At 67.3% G+C, this 15,016-nt stretch carries 13 protein-coding genes and 1 pseudogene; 10 read left to right on the top strand and 4 right to left on the bottom strand.

The window, feature by feature from the left end; genetic code table 11:
- Positions 1–84: 84 nt before the first annotated feature.
- Genes fadD3 through K3G64_RS11620 form a run of 6 tightly spaced genes read left to right on the top strand, consistent with a single transcriptional unit; the run spans position 85 to position 7,235 of the window.
- Entirely contained in the window at positions 85–1,638 is a 1,554-nt protein-coding gene (gene fadD3, locus K3G64_RS11645; protein ID WP_238949973.1) for a 3-((3aS,4S,7aS)-7a-methyl-1,5-dioxo-octahydro-1H-inden-4-yl)propanoate--CoA ligase FadD3, read from the top strand.
- A gap of 1 nt (position 1,639) precedes the next feature.
- Positions 1,640–2,773 (top strand): acyl-CoA dehydrogenase family protein, encoded by a 1,134-nt coding sequence (locus tag K3G64_RS11640; RefSeq protein WP_238949971.1) that lies wholly within the window; start codon positions 1,640–1,642, stop codon positions 2,771–2,773.
- A complete protein-coding gene (locus tag K3G64_RS11635) occupies positions 2,770–3,738 on the top strand; it encodes an acyl-CoA dehydrogenase family protein (RefSeq protein WP_238949970.1) in 969 nt (322 codons plus the stop codon). The genes K3G64_RS11640 and K3G64_RS11635 overlap by 4 nt, the downstream gene beginning before the upstream one ends.
- Positions 3,739–3,768: 30 nt before the next feature.
- Positions 3,769–4,743 (top strand): acyl-CoA dehydrogenase IpdE2, encoded by a 975-nt coding sequence (gene ipdE2 / locus K3G64_RS11630; RefSeq protein ID WP_238949969.1) that lies wholly within the window; start codon positions 3,769–3,771, stop codon positions 4,741–4,743.
- A gap of 52 nt (positions 4,744–4,795) precedes the next feature.
- On the top strand, positions 4,796–5,908 hold the full coding sequence (locus K3G64_RS11625; RefSeq protein WP_238950612.1) for a pyridoxal phosphate-dependent aminotransferase: 1,113 nt from the start codon (positions 4,796–4,798) through the stop codon (positions 5,906–5,908).
- Positions 5,909–5,954: 46 nt separating this feature from the next.
- Complete coding sequence (locus K3G64_RS11620) at positions 5,955–7,235, top strand: DUF222 domain-containing protein (RefSeq protein ID WP_238950611.1); 1,281 nt, start codon at positions 5,955–5,957, stop codon at positions 7,233–7,235.
- Here K3G64_RS11620 and K3G64_RS11615 read toward each other — a convergent pair.
- The 3 genes from K3G64_RS11615 to K3G64_RS11605 are packed head-to-tail and all read right to left on the bottom strand — an operon-like array spanning position 7,216 to position 11,227.
- Entirely contained in the window at positions 7,216–9,129 is a 1,914-nt protein-coding gene (locus K3G64_RS11615) for an acetoacetate--CoA ligase (protein ID WP_238949968.1), read from the bottom strand. The genes K3G64_RS11620 and K3G64_RS11615 overlap by 20 nt on opposite strands.
- Entirely contained in the window at positions 9,114–9,860 is a 747-nt protein-coding gene (locus K3G64_RS11610) for a 3-hydroxybutyrate dehydrogenase (RefSeq protein WP_238949967.1), read from the bottom strand. The genes K3G64_RS11615 and K3G64_RS11610 overlap by 16 nt, the downstream gene beginning before the upstream one ends.
- Positions 9,857–11,227 carry an MFS transporter gene (locus tag K3G64_RS11605; RefSeq protein ID WP_238949966.1) on the bottom strand — a complete coding sequence of 457 codons (1,371 nt, stop codon included), beginning with the start codon at positions 11,225–11,227 and terminating at the stop codon, positions 9,857–9,859. Before K3G64_RS11605 ends, K3G64_RS11610 begins: the two co-directional genes overlap by 4 nt.
- A 71-nt stretch (positions 11,228–11,298) precedes the next feature.
- On the opposite strand from K3G64_RS11605, the gene K3G64_RS11600 reads away from it, so the two are divergent.
- The 3 genes from K3G64_RS11600 to K3G64_RS11590 are packed head-to-tail and all read left to right on the top strand — an operon-like array spanning position 11,299 to position 13,869.
- Positions 11,299–12,252, top strand: coding sequence for a LysR family transcriptional regulator (locus K3G64_RS11600; RefSeq protein WP_370647141.1), 954 nt, complete (start codon positions 11,299–11,301; stop codon positions 12,250–12,252).
- Positions 12,230–13,063 (top strand): alpha/beta fold hydrolase, encoded by an 834-nt coding sequence (locus K3G64_RS11595; protein ID WP_238949964.1) that lies wholly within the window; start codon positions 12,230–12,232, stop codon positions 13,061–13,063. Before K3G64_RS11600 ends, K3G64_RS11595 begins: the two co-directional genes overlap by 23 nt.
- Before the next feature lie 41 nt (positions 13,064–13,104).
- Positions 13,105–13,869, top strand: coding sequence for an alpha/beta fold hydrolase (locus K3G64_RS11590; protein ID WP_238949963.1), 765 nt, complete (start codon positions 13,105–13,107; stop codon positions 13,867–13,869).
- A 19-nt stretch (positions 13,870–13,888) separates the two neighbouring features.
- Here K3G64_RS11590 and K3G64_RS11585 read toward each other — a convergent pair whose 3' ends face one another.
- A complete protein-coding gene (locus K3G64_RS11585; RefSeq protein ID WP_238949962.1) occupies positions 13,889–14,755 on the bottom strand; it encodes a lysophospholipid acyltransferase family protein in 867 nt (288 codons plus the stop codon).
- 130 nt (positions 14,756–14,885) lie between these two features.
- Between K3G64_RS11585 and K3G64_RS11580 the strand changes: the two are divergent.
- Positions 14,886–15,014, top strand: a pseudogene (locus K3G64_RS11580) (TetR/AcrR family transcriptional regulator); the annotation flags it as partial.
- Positions 15,015–15,016 lie beyond the last annotated feature (2 nt).

The following is a 15,016-nucleotide window of genomic DNA, read 5'->3' as shown; positions in this document are numbered from 1 at the left end:
TTGGTGCCTGGCCGACGATGACCGCCGCGGAGCTTGCGGAACGGCGGGAGGATGAGCCGGGCGATCAAATCCAGAGGAGCATCGATGACGAGCACTGGTCGGACCGTCCCCCGGGTCTTGGACCGGGTCGCCGACCGATTTTCCGACCATGACGCCCTGGTGGGCGAGGGTCGCACCCTGACCTACGCCGAGTTGCGGGACGAGGTGCGGCGTGCCGCCGCCGCAATGATCGAACTCGGCATCAAGGCCGGCGACCGGGTTGCGATCTGGTCCCCCAACACCTGGCACTGGGCGGTGGCGTGCCTGGCCACGCACTGCGCCGGTGGCGTCGTCGTGCCGCTCAACACCCGCTACACCCCCAGCGAGGCCAGCGACATCCTCGGCCGGACGCGAGCGCCGTTGTTGTTCGCGTCGGGTGAGTTCCTCGGCGCCGACAAGGCCACCTCCGTCGACAGAGACGCACTGCCCGATCTGCAGCACGTCGTGCGCATCCCGATCGAGAAGGCCGACGGCACGTGGGACGAGTTCATCGCCACCGGCACCGATCTGGCCGAGGTAGACGCCCGCGCCGCCGCGGTGGAACCTGACGACGTCTCCGACATCCTGTTCACCTCCGGCACCACCGGGCGCAGCAAGGGCGTGCTGTGCGCGCACCGGCAGTCGCTCGACGCGCCGGCCGCCTGGGCCGCCTGCGGCGGGCTCAGCAGCGACGACCGCTACCTGTGCATCAACCCGTTCTTCCACAACTTCGGATACAAGGCGGGCATACTGGCCTGCCTGCAGACCGGCGCGACTTTGATTCCGCAGCTGACGTTCGACCCCGAGGAGGCGATGGCCGCGGTCGAGAGGCACCGCATCACGGTGCTGCCCGGACCGCCGACGATCTACCAGACGTTGCTCGACCACCCCAGGCGCGCCGACTTCGACCTGTCCTCACTGCGCTTCGCGGTCACCGGCGCGGCCACCATCCCGGTGGTGCTGATCGAACGCATGCAGGCCGAACTGGACATCGACATCGTGCTGACGGCCTACGGCCTGACCGAAGCCAGCGGGTTCGGCACGATGTGCCGGGCCGACGACGACGCGGTCACCGTGGCCACCACCTCCGGCCGGCCCATCGCGGATTTCGAGCTGCGCATCGATCATCCGGCCGACGGTGATGGATCGGACACCGGAGAGGTGCTTCTGCGCGGCCCGAACGTGATGCTCGGATACCTGGACGACCCCGAGGCCACCGCGGCGGCGATCGACTCGGATGGATGGCTGCACACCGGCGACATCGGCACCCTCGACGAGCATGGCAACCTGCGCATCACCGACCGGCTCAAAGACATGTACATCTGCGGCGGCTTCAACGTCTACCCCGCCGAGATCGAGCAGGTGCTGGCGCGGCTGGACGGCGTCGCCGAGTCCGCGGTGATCGGCGTGCCGGACGAGCGGCTCGGCGAGGTCGGCAAGGCGTTCATCGTGGCCAAAGCGGGCGTCGAGCTGAACGAGGAGACGGTAATCGCGCACAGCCGGGAGCATCTGGCGAACTTCAAGATCCCGCGGTCGGTGGAGTTCCTCGACGCGCTGCCGCGTAACCCCGGCGGCAAGGTGGTCAAGCCCCTCTTGCGCCAACGCAGTGAGAGGACCTGACGTGGACCTGAATTTCGACGACGCGACCGTGGAGCTGCAGTCCGAGGTGCGCGAGTTCCTGACTAAGAACAAGGACTCGTTTCCGACGAAGTCCTACGACACCGCCGAGGGCTTCGAACAGCACCGCCGTTGGGACAGGGTGCTTTTCGACGCCGGTCTTTCGATGATCACCTGGCCCGAGAAGTACGGCGGCCGCGACGCCTCGCTGCTGCAGTGGGTGGTATACGAGGAGGAGTACTTCCGCGCGGGAGCGCCGGGCCGAGCCAGCGCCAACGGCACCTCGATGCTGGCACCGACGTTGTTCGCACACGGCACCGAGGAGCAACTCGACCGCGTGCTGCCGAAAATGGCCAGCGGCGAGGAGATCTGGGCACAAGCGTGGTCGGAGCCGGAGTCGGGCAGCGACCTGGCCTCGCTGCGCTCCACGGCGACCAGGACCGACGGCGGGTGGCTGCTCAACGGGCAGAAGATCTGGAGCTCACGGGCTCCGTTCGGCGAGCGCGCGTTCGGCCTGTTCCGCTCAGACCCGGAGGCAAAGCGGCACAAGGGCCTGACGTACTTCATGTTCGACCTCAAGGCCGACGGAGTGACGGTGCGCCCCATTGCGCAGTTGGGCGGCGACACCGGCTTCGGCGAGGTGTTCCTCGACGACGTCTTCGTAGCCGACAATGACGTCGTCGGAGAGGTCAACGACGGGTGGCGGGCGGCGATGAGCACGTCCAGCAACGAACGCGGCATGTCGCTGCGCAGCCCCGCGCGCTTCCTGGCCCCCGCCGAGAGACTGGTCGCCGAATGGGAGAAACACCGCGACCCCGCACACGCCGAGCGGGTCGCCGACGCGTGGATCAAGGCGCAGGCCTACCGCTTACACACCTTCGGCACGGTCACCCGGGTGGCCGCGGGCGGTGAGCTGGGCGCCGAGTCGTCGGTGACCAAGGTGTTCTGGTCCGACCTCGACGTCGCGATCCACCAGACCGCGCTCGACCTACGCGGCGCCGACGGCGAGCTCGTCGACAAGTGGACCGACGGGTTGCTGTTCGCCTTGGGCGGCCCGATCTATGCGGGCACCAACGAGATTCAGCGCAACATCATCGCCGAACGCCTACTGGGCCTACCGCGGGAGAAGTCGAAGTGAGATTCGATCTGGACGAGCAACAGCGCGACTTCGCCGCCAGCATCGATGCCGCGCTGGGCGCCGCCGACATGCCCGGTGCGGTGCGCGCGTGGGCGGCGGGCGACACCGCACCCGGTCGCAAGGTCTGGTCGCAACTGACCGATCTGGGGGTCACCGCGCTCGCGGTTCCGGAGAAGTTCGACGGCATCGAAGCACATCCGGTCGATCTGGTCGTCGCGCTCGAGCGGTTGGGCCGGTGGTGCGTGCCCGGCCCGGTGGTCGAATCCATTGCCGTGGCACCCGTTCTGCTCGCCAGCCAGGACGAGTGGGCCGACCGCAGCGCGGGGTTGGCGGCCGGTGACCTGATCGCGACCGTCGCGATGCCCCCGCAGGTGCCGCGGGCGGTCGACGCGGACGCGGCGGCCCTGATCCTGGTGGCCACCGGGCAGGAGGTTCGCGACGGCACCGTGGGCACCCGGCACGAGTCCGTCGACCCGGCCCGAAAGTTGTTCGACGTCAAGGCCTCCGGTGACGGCAAGGCGGCAGATGTGGCGCGCGCCTACGAGTTCGGCGTGCTGGCGACGGCCGCCGCGCTGGTCGGCGCGGGCCAGGCCATGCTGGACCTGTCGGTCGAGTACGCCAAGCAGCGCAGCCAGTTCGGCCGGGCAATCGGCACGTACCAGGCGATCAAACACAAGCTCGCCGACGTTCACATCGCCGTCGAACTGGCACGGCCCCTTGTGTACGGCGCGGCGCTGTCGCTGGCCGACGACTCGGCGGACACCTCTCGTGACGTCAGCGCCGCCAAGGTCGCCGCCGCCGAGGCCGCCCTGCTGGCGGCACGTTCTGCGCTGCAGACCCACGGGGCGATCGGGTTCACCCAGGAGCACGACCTGTCCCTGTGGTTGCTTCGTGTACAGGCGCTGCGGTCGGCATGGGGCGATCCCACCGTCCACAGGCAGCGGGTATTGGACGCCCTCTCGTGAGGGCCAGCGAGGAGCGAAGGCGGATCGCGCATGAATGAAGAACGCCAACTGCTGCGCGAGACGGTGGCAGCGCTCGTCGACAAGCACGCCTCGCCGGCTGCGGTGCGGGAGGCGATGGAGTCCGAACGCGGCTACGACGAGTCCCTGTGGAAGCTGCTGTGCGAGCAGGTCGGCGCGGCCGCGCTGGTGGTCCCCGAGGAGCTCGGCGGCGCAGGCGGAGAACTTGCCGACGCGGCCGTCGTGCTCGAAGAACTCGGCAAGGCACTGGCGCCAACGCCGCTTCTGGGCACCACCCTGGCCGAGCTGGCGCTGCTGGCCGCTGACGAACCCGACGCCGACGCCCTCGAAGGCCTCGCCGAGGGCGTCAAAGTGGGGGCGGTCGCGTTCGACACCGACGAGCGCTCGCGCGAGGAGAACTCAGGCCGAGGCTTCGTCGTCAACGGCGACATCGCCGAGGTGGTGGTGGTCGCCGACGGTGAACGGCTGAACAGGTGGAGCGGATTCGCCGTGACACCTGTCGTCGCCATGGACCCGACGCGCCGGCTCGCCCGCCTCGATGGCGGCGACAAGACCGACATCGGCGCAGACCCCGGGCTGGCCGACGCCGCCGCGCTGCTATTGGCGGCTGAACAGGTCGGTGCGGCGTCGCGTTGTTTGGACCTGACCGTTCAGTACACCAAGGACCGGGTGCAGTTCGGCAGGCCGATCGGCAGCTTCCAGGCGCTCAAGCACCGGATGGCCGACCTCTACGTCGCCGTCCAGTCCGCACGCGCAGTCGTCGACGAGGCGATCGCCCATCCGTCGCCGACATCGGCTGCGCTGGCCCGCTTCTCGGCCAGTGAAGCGTTCTCGAAGGTGGCCGGAGAGGCGATCCAGCTACACGGCGGCATCGCGATCACCTGGGAGCACGACATCCAGCTGTACTTCAAGCGGGCGCACGGCAGCGCTCAGCTGCTCGGGCCGCCGCGCGAACATCTACGCCGCCTCGAAGCCGAGGTGTTCTAGCGTTGATGCTGTGAGCATCTCGCGGCGGGCCGGCATACCGCCGTTCTACGTGATGGATGTGTGGCTGGCCGCCGCCGATCGGCAACGCAGCCACGGCGACCTGGTGAACCTGTCGGCGGGCCAGCCCAGTGCGGGAGCGCCCGCGGTCGTGCGCGCGGCAGCCAAGGAGGCGCTGGACACCACCGTGCTGGGCTACACCGTCGCGCTGGGCATCCCGGAACTTCGGGCGGCGATCGCCAGTTCCTATCTCTACAAGCACGGGCTCGTCGTCGACCCGAACGACGTCGTGGTGACCACCGGGTCCTCGGGCGGTTTCCTGCTGACGTTCCTGGCCTGTTTCGACGTGGGCGACCGGGTCGCCATCGCGAGCCCCGGCTACCCCTGTTATCGCAACATCCTTTCTGCGCTGGGCTGCGAGGTCGTCGAGATACCGTGCGGCCCGGAGACGAGGTTTCAGCCGACGGCACGGATGCTCGCCGAACTGGACCCGCCGGTTCAGGGCGTCGTCGTGGCGAGCCCGGCCAACCCGACCGGCACGGTCATCCCGCCGGAGGAACTCGCCGCGATCGCGTCGTGGTGCGCGTCGTCCGGTGTTCGACTCATCAGCGACGAGGTGTACCACGGCCTGGTCTACGAAGGCGCACCGCCGACCAGTTGCGCGTGGGCGACGTCGCGCGATGCCGTGGTGGTCAACAGTTTCTCGAAGTACTTCGCGATGACCGGCTGGCGGCTCGGCTGGCTGCTGGTGCCGCAGGAATTGCTACGCGCGGTCGATTGCCTCACCGGCAACTTCAACATCTGTCCGCCGACGCTGCCGCAGCTTGCCGCGGTCGCGGCGTTCAGCCCGGAGTCGATCGCCGAATCCGACGCGCTGCTGGACCATTACGCCGCCAACCGGCGGTTGCTGCTCGACGGGCTGCGCAGTATCGGCATCGACCGACTGGCGCCGACCGACGGCGCGTTCTACGTATACGCCGACGTCTCGCATCTGACGACGGACTCGCTGACGTTCTGCTCGACGCTGCTCGACGACACCGGGGTGGCGATCGCACCGGGCATCGACTTCGACCCGGCGCGCGGGGGATCGTTCGTGCGGTTGTCGTTCGCAGGCCCGACGAGTGACATCGAGGCGGCACTCGAACGCATCGCCGCCTGGCTGGGCTAGTCGAGGGAAAGGCTGAATGTCAGCGGGCCGCGCTACGCTTAAAATCATGTTCGAAAGTGTGTTCGATATCGACTCTGCGGCCGATGAGGTGGAGTTGCGGGCGCACATCGAGCGTATGGAACGCATCAAGTCCGCGGCCGCCGCTGCGCAAGCCCGGGCGACCGCGTTGTGGAAGCGCAAGCGCACTGCCGCCGAGGAGACCGCGGGGGTGCCTGCGAAACAACGAGGCCGCGGCTTCGCGGGCGAGGTGGCATTGGCGCGCCGGGAGGCTCCAGTACAAGGCGGCCGACACGTCGGGTTCGCCATAGCTCTGGTGAACGAGATGCCGTACACACTTGCGGCCCTGGAATCCGGGGAGTTGTCGGAATGGCGTGCCACTCTGATCGTGCGCGAGTCGGCGTGCCTGAGCGTCGAACACCGCCGCATGCTCGATGCCCGGATGTGCCGTGACACAGATCGTCTAGACGGCTGGGGAGACAAGCGGATTGCCGCTGAGGCAAAGCGAATCGCATGTGAACTCGACGTGGGCGCAGTAGTCGATCGTGCCGCCAAAGCAGCAGCCGACCGCTGTGTGACCATCCGGCCAGCGCCCGACACGATGACCTGGGTGACAGCGCTCCTGCCGGTGGCCCAGGGAGTGAGCGTGTACGCGGCGTTGAAACGCGCTGCGGATACGACCTTCGACGACCGCAGCCGTGGTCAGATCATGGCGGACACGCTGGTGCAACGAGTGACGGGACAGTCCGCAACACAACCGATTTCAGTTGCTCTGAACCTCGTGATGGCCGACACCACACTCGTCGGTGACGATGAATCACCTGCCTGGCTCGACGGCTACGGCCCAGTGCCGGCCGCGATCGCTCGAGGGCTGACCGGCGATGCGTGTGCCGACGCCGCCGCGAAGGCGATGCTGCGCCGGCTTTACCGCCATCCCGAGAGCGGCCAACTGGTGGCGATGGAGTCGCGAGCGCGCGTCTTCCCGAAGGGATTGGCGGCGTTCATCGGAGTAAGGGATCAGACCTGTCGGACCCCGTACTGCAACGCCCCGATACGCCACCGGGATCACGCGGTACCCAAGCACCGGGCGGGACCGACGAGCGCGGTCAACGGTCTCGGCGAATGTGAAGCGTGCAACTACGCGAAGGAAGCGTCGGGCTGGTCGGTCACGACCGCTGAACGCGACGGCGAGCACACCGCCGAGTTCACCACGCCGACCGGCGCAACATACCGATCGACGGCGCCGCCGCTACCCGGACCACCGGTTCGTACCCTGAGCACCCTCGAGGGCCGGCTCAGCATCGACCTGGTCACGTTCGACGCTGCTTGACGTACCAGTCGAGCAGACCAGGATCATCAACGGCGCTGCGCTCCACCACCTTCGCGGGGTCGGCGCCCTGGAACAGCTTCTTGATCGGCACCTCGAGCTTCTTGCCGGTGCGGGTGTGCGGGACGCCGGGGGCGACGATGATCTCGTCGGGCACGTGCCGCGGCGACACCTCGTCGCGGACGGTCTTCTTGATGCGCTCGCGCAACTCCTCGGTCAACTCCGCACCCTCGCGCAAGACCACGAACAGCGGCATCCAGTAGCCGCCGTCCTCCTGCTCGGCTCCGATCACCAGCGCTTCGGTGACCTCGGGGAGTCGTTCGACGGCCTGGTAGATGTCTGCGCTGCCCATCCGGATGCCGTGGCGGTTGAGCGTCGAGTCCGATCGGCCGTGCACGATCACGCTGCCGCGGTCGGTGATGGTGATCCAGTCACCGTGCCGCCACACACCCGGGTACATCTCGAAATAGGCGGCGCGGTAGCGAGATCCGTCAGGATCGTTCCAGAACCCCACCGGCATCGACGGCATCGGCTGGGTGACCACCAACTCGCCGACCTCGTTGCGCACCGGATTACCCGACTCGTCCCAGGAGTCCAGCGCACACCCCAGGTAAGGCGCCGACAACTCGCCGGGCCACACCGGAACGGTTCGCACGCCCCCGATGAACGCCGACACCACATCGGTACCGCCGCTGATCGACGCGACCTGCACATTTCCGCCGACGTTGTCGCGCAACCACAGCGACGACGACGGCGGCAGCGACGATCCGGTGATGCCGACCGTCTTGAGCGCCGACAGGTCGTGGTCCTTGCGGGGCACTGCGCCGGCCTTCGCGCAGCCCAACACGTACCCGGGACTAGTGCCCAGCACCGTGGCCCCGACCTGCGCGGCGATCCCCCACAACGCGTCGGCACGCGGAGCGCTGGGGCTGCCGTCGTAGCAGACGATCGTCGCACCGACGAGCAGGCCCGCGACCTGGAAGTTCCACATCATCCAGCTGGGGCTGGTGTACCAGAAGAAGGTGTCGTCTTCTCCGATGTCTGACTGCAGCGCAATGGCCTTGAGGTGTTCGATCAGCACACCGCCATGCCCGTGCACGATGCCCTTGGGCAGACCGGTGGTGCCCGAGGAGAACAGGATCCACAGCGGATGGGTGAAGTCGACGGCCGTGGTGGTCAACGTCGAGGCGTCGGCGCCGCCGGTGAGATTGGAGGCCATGACAGTGGCGCGCAGCGTCGGCAGCCCCGCCTGTAGAGCCGCTACGTCGGCGGCCTTGTTGTGGCGCTTACCTCCGTACGTGTAGCCGTCGGCGGTGACAAGCACGGACGGCTCGAGCTGGCCGAGCCGGTCCAGGGCGGCCTTCGCCGAGTAGTCCTGGCCGCAGGCGCTCCAGATCGCGCCAATGCTCGCAGTCGCCAGGAACGCGATCACCGCCTCGGGGATGTTGGGCAGGTAACCGATCACCCGGTCGCCGGGAGTCACACCGAGGGACCGGAGCCGCTGGGCGAAAGCAGCTGCCCGACCGACCAGTTCGGCCCAGGAGATCTCGGTGGTGGCGCCGCCTTCGGAGACGTGGATGATGGCGGGCCGGTCGGTGCGGGCGTTTCTCACCACCTGATCGACGTAGTTGAGCCGGGTGTCGGGAAACCACACGGCGCCGGGCATCTCGGTGGAGGCGAGCACGGTGTCGGGTCGCTCGCCGAGCTCGAAATGGTCCCACAGCGCGGCCCAGAACGCGCCTGGATCGTCGACCGACCAGCGCCACAGCGACTGGTAGCCGTCGAAACTCAGGCCGGTACGGTCCTGTACGAACCGCGCGAAGTCGGTGATCCGGGCATCGGCGACGTCCGAGTCGCTCGGTGTCCACTGCGCTTCGCCGGTCACCGTGCGCTCCACCCGCCATCCATCGGGTACGACGCGCCGGTCACCATCCCGGCAGCCGGGGAAGCCAGCCAGCCGACCAGCGACGCGACCTCTTCGGGTTCGACGAGCCGCTTGATCGCACTCTCCTTCAACAGGATCTTCTCCACCACCTCGTCCTCACCGATGCCGTGCGTACGCGCCTGGTCGGCGATCTGCTTGGTGACCAACGCGGTTCGAACGTACCCCGGGTCGACACAGTTGCTGGTGACGTCGTGGGGCCCGGCCTCGAGCGCCGTCACCTTCGACAGCCCCTCCAGCCCGTGTTTGGCGGTGACGTACGCGCTCTTGAACTCCGATGCGCGCAAGCCGTGCACGGACGAGATGTTGATGATGCGGCCGAACCTGTTCGCGTACATGTGCGGCAGGGCGGCGCGGATCAACAGGAACGGCGCCTCCACCATCAGGGCGAGGATGAAGCGGAACCGCTCCGGCGGGAAATCCGTAATCGGGCTGACGTGCTGCACACCGGCGTTGTTCACCAGGATATCGACCTCGAGGCGCAAGTCCTCCAGCGCGTGCACGTCCGAAAGGTCGACGGCCCAGGCCTTTCCGCCGATCTCGCCTGCGAGGGCCTTCGCACCGGCCCCGTCAAGGTCCGCCACGGTGACCGTCGCACCGCGGGCAGCGAGCTCGCGGACGCAAGCAGTGCCGATACCGCTTGCACCGCCGGTGACCAGAGCGGTGCGGCCGGCGAGGCCGGTCATACCACCCCCGCCTTGGCGAGTTGCTCACGGTCGGCCTCGTCGAGTGCCTTCAGGTCGATGCCGTTGGTCTCCCGAGTGAACCAGGCGGCCACCAGCGTGATCACCGAGGCGGCGGCGAGGTAGACGGCGATGGGCACCCAGGAGTCGAACCTGTCGAGCAGCCAGGTGGCGATCGCCGGCGCCAGCGACCCGGCGACGATCGACGTGACCTGATAGCCCAGCGACACACCGGAATAACGCATACGGGTGGGGAACATCTCGGCCATGATGGCCGGCTGCGGTGCGTACATGATCGCGTGGATGATCAGACCCAGGATCACCGCGGCCATGATGGGCAGATAGTTCCCGGTGTTCATCATCGGGAACGCGAAGAAGCCCCAGGTGGCGCCCAGTATGGCCCCGACGATGTAGACCGGTCGCCTGCCGAACCGATCGGACAGCCGGCCGACCTGTGGGATGACGAGGAAGTGCACGGCGTGCGCAACCAGCAGCCACCACAGGATGTCGCCGGTGTCCGCGCCGACCTCCGTCTTGAGGTAGACGATCGAGAAAGTGACCACCAGGTAGTACATGATGTTCTCGGCGAAGCGCAGGCCCATCGCGGTGAAAACACCACGGGGATAACGCTTGAGCACCTCCACCACGCCGTAGGACACCGACTTCACGCGCTCTACTTCCTCCTGAGCGGCCACGAAGATCGGTGCGTCGGTCACCTTGGTACGGATGTAGTAGCCGATGACCACCACTACGGCCGAGAGCCAGAACGCGACACGCCAACCCCAGGACAGGAAGGCGTCGTCGGACAACACCCCGGTGAGCACCAGCAGCACGACGGTGGCCAGCATGTTGCCGACGGGCACCGCGGCCTGCGGCCAGCTGGCCCAGAAGGCTCGGCTCTTGTTCGGGCTGTGTTCGGCGACGAGCAACACTGCGCCGCCCCACTCGCCGCCGACGGCGAAGCCCTGCAGGAACCGCAGGACCACGAGCAGGATCGGTGCCCACACGCCGATCTGGTTGTACGTGGGCAGACATCCCATCAGGAACGTGACGGCGCCGACAAGCAGGATCGCGAACTGCAACAGCTTCTTGCGGCCGTACTTGTCGCCGAAGTGCCCGAACACCACGCCGCCGAGCGGGCGCGCCACGAAGCCGACCGCATAGGTCAGCAGCGCGGCGATGAGCGCATTGGCATCGCTGGTGCCCTCGGCGAAGAACACCTTGTTGAACACGAGCGTGGCGGCGGTGGCGTAGAGGAAGAACTCGTACCATTCGACGACCGTGCCCGCCATGGAGGCGACGACGACGCGTTTGAGGCCGGTGGTGACGGATCCCGACCCGTGGTCCATCGATTGGTTTGTGGCGCTCATCGATGCCTCCTTCGGCTGTGATCGCGGACACAGACGGTTGTGAGTATTCATGCAGGTACCCACTGCCTGCAATGGCCAAAACTGCAGGAGGTATCTGCAAAAATGCAGACATGACCTATTCGACTGGCCGCCGACCGAGTGCGGACGATCTGCTGGTGCTGCTGGCGGTCGGGCGATCGGGCCGCTTCACCACCGCCGCGGAGGAACTCGGTCTCAACCACACGACGATCTCGCGACGGATCGCCGCGCTGGAGGAGTCGATCGGAGGGCGGGTGCTGGCCCGCGTCGCCGGCGCCTGGGAGCTGACCGAACTGGGGCGCGAGGCGTTGGCCGCGGCGGAGGTCATCGAGTCCGCAGTCCGGTCGGTGACGGTCGACACCGGCGGTAATCGCACGCTCGAGGGCGTGGTGCGGATCTCGGCGACCGACGGGTTCTCCGCCTACATCGCAGCGCCCGCGGCGGCGGCCGTTCAGCGGCTGCATCCCAAGGTGGCGGTCGAGATCGTCGCCGCGACGCGACGAGTCACGCAACAACGGTCCGGGCTCGACGTCGAGGTCGTGGTCGGCGAGCCGAAGGTGCACCGCGCCAGGGCCATTCGTCTCGGCGACTACTGTCTGGGACTCTACGGCACCCGCGACTACCTGACCGACCACGGGAAACCGAGCAGCATCGCCGACCTGGCCCGCTATCCGCTGGTTTACTTCATCGACTCCATGCTGCAGGTCGACGACCTCGACGTGGCGACGAGTTTCGCACCCGCGATGCGCGAGTCCGTGACGTCGACGAATGTCTTCGTCCATGTGGAAGCGACGCGTGCCGCGGCGGGTATCGGGCTGCTGCCCTGCTTCATGGCCGACCGCCACGGCGACCTTGTCCGGGTACTGCCCGACGCGGTCGCCGTACGGTTGACCTACTGGCTCGTGACCCGTCCCGAGACGCTGCGCAGGCCGGAGGTCGCCGCCGTCGTGGACGCCATCCGAGACCGGGTACGCGATCAGCAGGATGTGCTGCTTGGCAGGCATTGACGAGGTTCACCCGGCGTCGACCGGGTATGCGGAGTCGATGCACTTCGTTCAGACCGGTACCGGCAAACCTATTCTGCTGTTGCACGGAATATCGCAACTGCACAACTGGGACCCGATCGTCCCCGCACTGGCCCGTGAGCGGGAGGTGATCGCAGTCGACCTACCAGGTTTCGGCGAGAGCCCGCCGTTGGCCGGTGAAGTGACCATCGCCGCACTGACTGATGCGGTCCAGCAATTCATCGACGAGCAGGCGCTTGAGGATGTGGACGTGGTCGGCAGTTCGATGGGAGCGCGCATGGCGCTCGAACTCGCCCGCCGCGGGCATCGCGGCGCGGTGGTGGCGCTCGATCCGGGCGGCTTCTGGACCGACGTCGAGGTCAAGGTGTTCGGGGCGACGGTCGGCGGATCTCTGAAACTTGTGCGCGCGATCGATCCGGTCCTGCCTGCCCTCGCGGCAACCGCGGCCGGCCGCACTGCCCTGTTGCTGCAGTTCTCGGCCAAACCCTGGCGGCTCGACGCCGACCTGGTGACCACCGAACTGCGTGCCTTCAGGAGGACACCCAGCCTTGACGAGGCCATGCGCGCATTGGTCCACGGACCCAAGCAACAAGGGGCGCGTGCGGGCGCGCTGCAAGCGCCCGTGGTCATCGGCTGGGGCGAGAAAGACCGGGTCACGCTACCTCGTCAGGCGGTCCGCGCCGCCACGCTCTACCCGGACGCGCGGCTGCACTGGTTCGCCGACTGCGGGCACTTCCCACACTGGGACCGACCCGAGGAGACAGTCGAACTGATCCTCAAGACGACCAGCTGAAAGATCTTGCGCGGATCCGGTTCGCCTGATGCAGTCGTGTGATGCCGTACATCGACAACGCCAGAGGCCGCGCTTACTACCGGCACTGGGCGGCCGCCGAGCCACGTGCCGCGGTCGTCTTCCTGCACGGCTTCGGCGAACACACCGGCGTCTACCACCGGTACGGCTTCGCTCTCAACGCCGCAGGCATCGATCTGTGGGCGGTCGACCAGTTCGGCCACGGGCTCAGCCCCGGCGACCGCGGCGACTTCGGCAAGATCGAGCAGAGCTCCGAACTGGCCGATGCGCTGACCGAGTTGGCCGAGGGAGAGCGGCGCGGAATCCCGTTGATCGCGCAGGGCCACTCGTTCGGATCGATCGTCACGCTGTTTCGACTGCTCGGTCAGCCTGACCGGTATCGCGCCGGGGTGATCTCCGGTGCTCCGCTGGTACCCATGCCCGGAATGCTGGACTCGGACACATCTTTCGACCTCGACCCCGGCTGGTTGTCCGACGACCCGTTCTACCTCGACATGATGGAGAACGACCCGTTGGCCTTCGTCGACGCCGACGGTGCGCCGCTGGCGCGCGAGCTGGATCGGGCGTGGGACCGCTTCGGCGCCGAGCTGCCGAAGTTGTCGGTTCCCACGCTGGCCGTCCATGGCGTGAGCGATCCAATCGCGCAGATCGGCGGTGTGCGGGCATACGCAGAGCAGATCGAACCGCTACGGCTCGCGGAGTTCCCGGGCCATCACGACATCCTCAACGAGACCGTGCACCGCGAGGTGGCAGCGGTGATCGTCGATTTCATCGGCGAGCACGTGTAAGGCGCTGTGCCGCGCGCGGTCATCGAGGTTGCAGGGCGTTGCTCCAGGCAAAAGGGTTCAAGTTCCGGAACGGATCGGTCGCCCGCAACTGCTGCAACTCAGCCAGGGTGGTTTCCAGTGCGGTCTGTGTTCGTTCCTTCACCGTGTCGACCCACTTCTCAGGCTCGACATCAGACGGTCGAGACGTGTCGATCGGCGAAGCGAAGCGCAGGTACATGCGCTGCGGTCGGGGAATCATGGTCGGTCCCAACCCGCGCACGATCGGTACGCCGACACCCGGTAGCCCGTGCAGGCGCTCACCGAGGCCTCGGCTCCACCGTTCCCACGGGCCGTCGCGTTCGACGAGACTGTGGTAAACGTCGTCTCCGCCGACCAATCCGACCGGCACGATCGGGTAATCGTGCGCTGCCGCCAGCCGGGCGAAACCGCTCCGGCGGTGCCACTGGAGCGTGTACTCCTCACCCTTGAACTTGAGCATGTCCCGGCCGCCACCGGGGAACACGAGGATCGTCTCGCCTCGGCGCATCAACTCCGCGCAGGTGTCGGGCAAACCGGGGACCGCGCCCGCCGCCTCCAGGACGTCACGAAGTAGGCCCCTGGCCTCACCGATCTGCCTGGTGGCGAGACCACGCACCCGGACACCCAGCTCGCGGTGCACGAAGTAGGGAATCAGAACCACTTCGCTCGAACCCGACAGGGTGTGATTGCCGACGAGCAGGAACCTTCCGTCGCACGGCAAGTTCTCCAGTCCGTCGACATAGATACGACAGAGATCGACTGCAGGAGCCAATCCGTCTGCGACAGCGAAGATCCGCCTCCGCAGAACCTGCACACGGGAGGGCTCGTTGACGATGCGGTCGATACTGACGTCCGGTGTCGTCGTCATCAGCGCATCCGTTCTGTGGACGTTGGTGCCTTCGAGACCGACTATAGCGCCTAACTGACCAAATGACGATTACGGTCAGATTGAATAATCCGGACCGGAGGCGGCGACTGCCGTCGATATAGTCCATCGGGTGAGCTCGGCCATCGACGAATTGCCGGAGAAGAACTCCGCCACAGCGGCAAGAGTCCTGACCGCGGCCAACGATCTGCTTCTCGGTCGCGGCGCAAGAGGATTCACCGTCGCAGACGTCGCCGCGCGAGC

Source organism: Mycobacterium sp. IDR2000157661 (assembly GCF_022317005.1).
GTDB lineage: Bacteria > Actinomycetota > Actinomycetes > Mycobacteriales > Mycobacteriaceae > Mycobacterium.
The sequence above is the reverse complement of the archived record's forward strand: the minus strand, read 5'-3'. Positions and strand labels throughout refer to the sequence as shown.

Bases quoted from the DNA above. Each gene is read 5' to 3' on its own strand.
- fadD3 (WP_238949973.1), top strand. From the start codon at position 85: ATGACGAGCACTGGTCGGACCGTCCCCCGGGTCTTGGACCGGGTCGCC.
- ipdE2 (WP_238949969.1), top strand. From the start codon at position 3,769: ATGAATGAAGAACGCCAACTGCTGCGCGAGACGGTGGCAGCGCTCGTC.
- K3G64_RS11625 (WP_238950612.1), top strand. From the start codon at position 4,796: ATGGATGTGTGGCTGGCCGCCGCCGATCGGCAACGCAGCCACGGCGAC.
- K3G64_RS11620 (WP_238950611.1), top strand. From the start codon at position 5,955: ATGTTCGAAAGTGTGTTCGATATCGACTCTGCGGCCGATGAGGTGGAG.
- K3G64_RS11610 (WP_238949967.1), bottom strand. From the start codon at position 9,860: ATGACCGGCCTCGCCGGCCGCACCGCTCTGGTCACCGGCGGTGCAAGC.
- K3G64_RS11605 (WP_238949966.1), bottom strand. From the start codon at position 11,227: ATGAGCGCCACAAACCAATCGATGGACCACGGGTCGGGATCCGTCACC.
- K3G64_RS11600 (WP_370647141.1), top strand. From the start codon at position 11,299: ATGGCCAAAACTGCAGGAGGTATCTGCAAAAATGCAGACATGACCTAT.
- K3G64_RS11595 (WP_238949964.1), top strand. From the start codon at position 12,230: ATGTGCTGCTTGGCAGGCATTGACGAGGTTCACCCGGCGTCGACCGGG.
- K3G64_RS11590 (WP_238949963.1), top strand. From the start codon at position 13,105: ATGCCGTACATCGACAACGCCAGAGGCCGCGCTTACTACCGGCACTGG.
- K3G64_RS11585 (WP_238949962.1), bottom strand. From the start codon at position 14,755: ATGACGACGACACCGGACGTCAGTATCGACCGCATCGTCAACGAGCCC.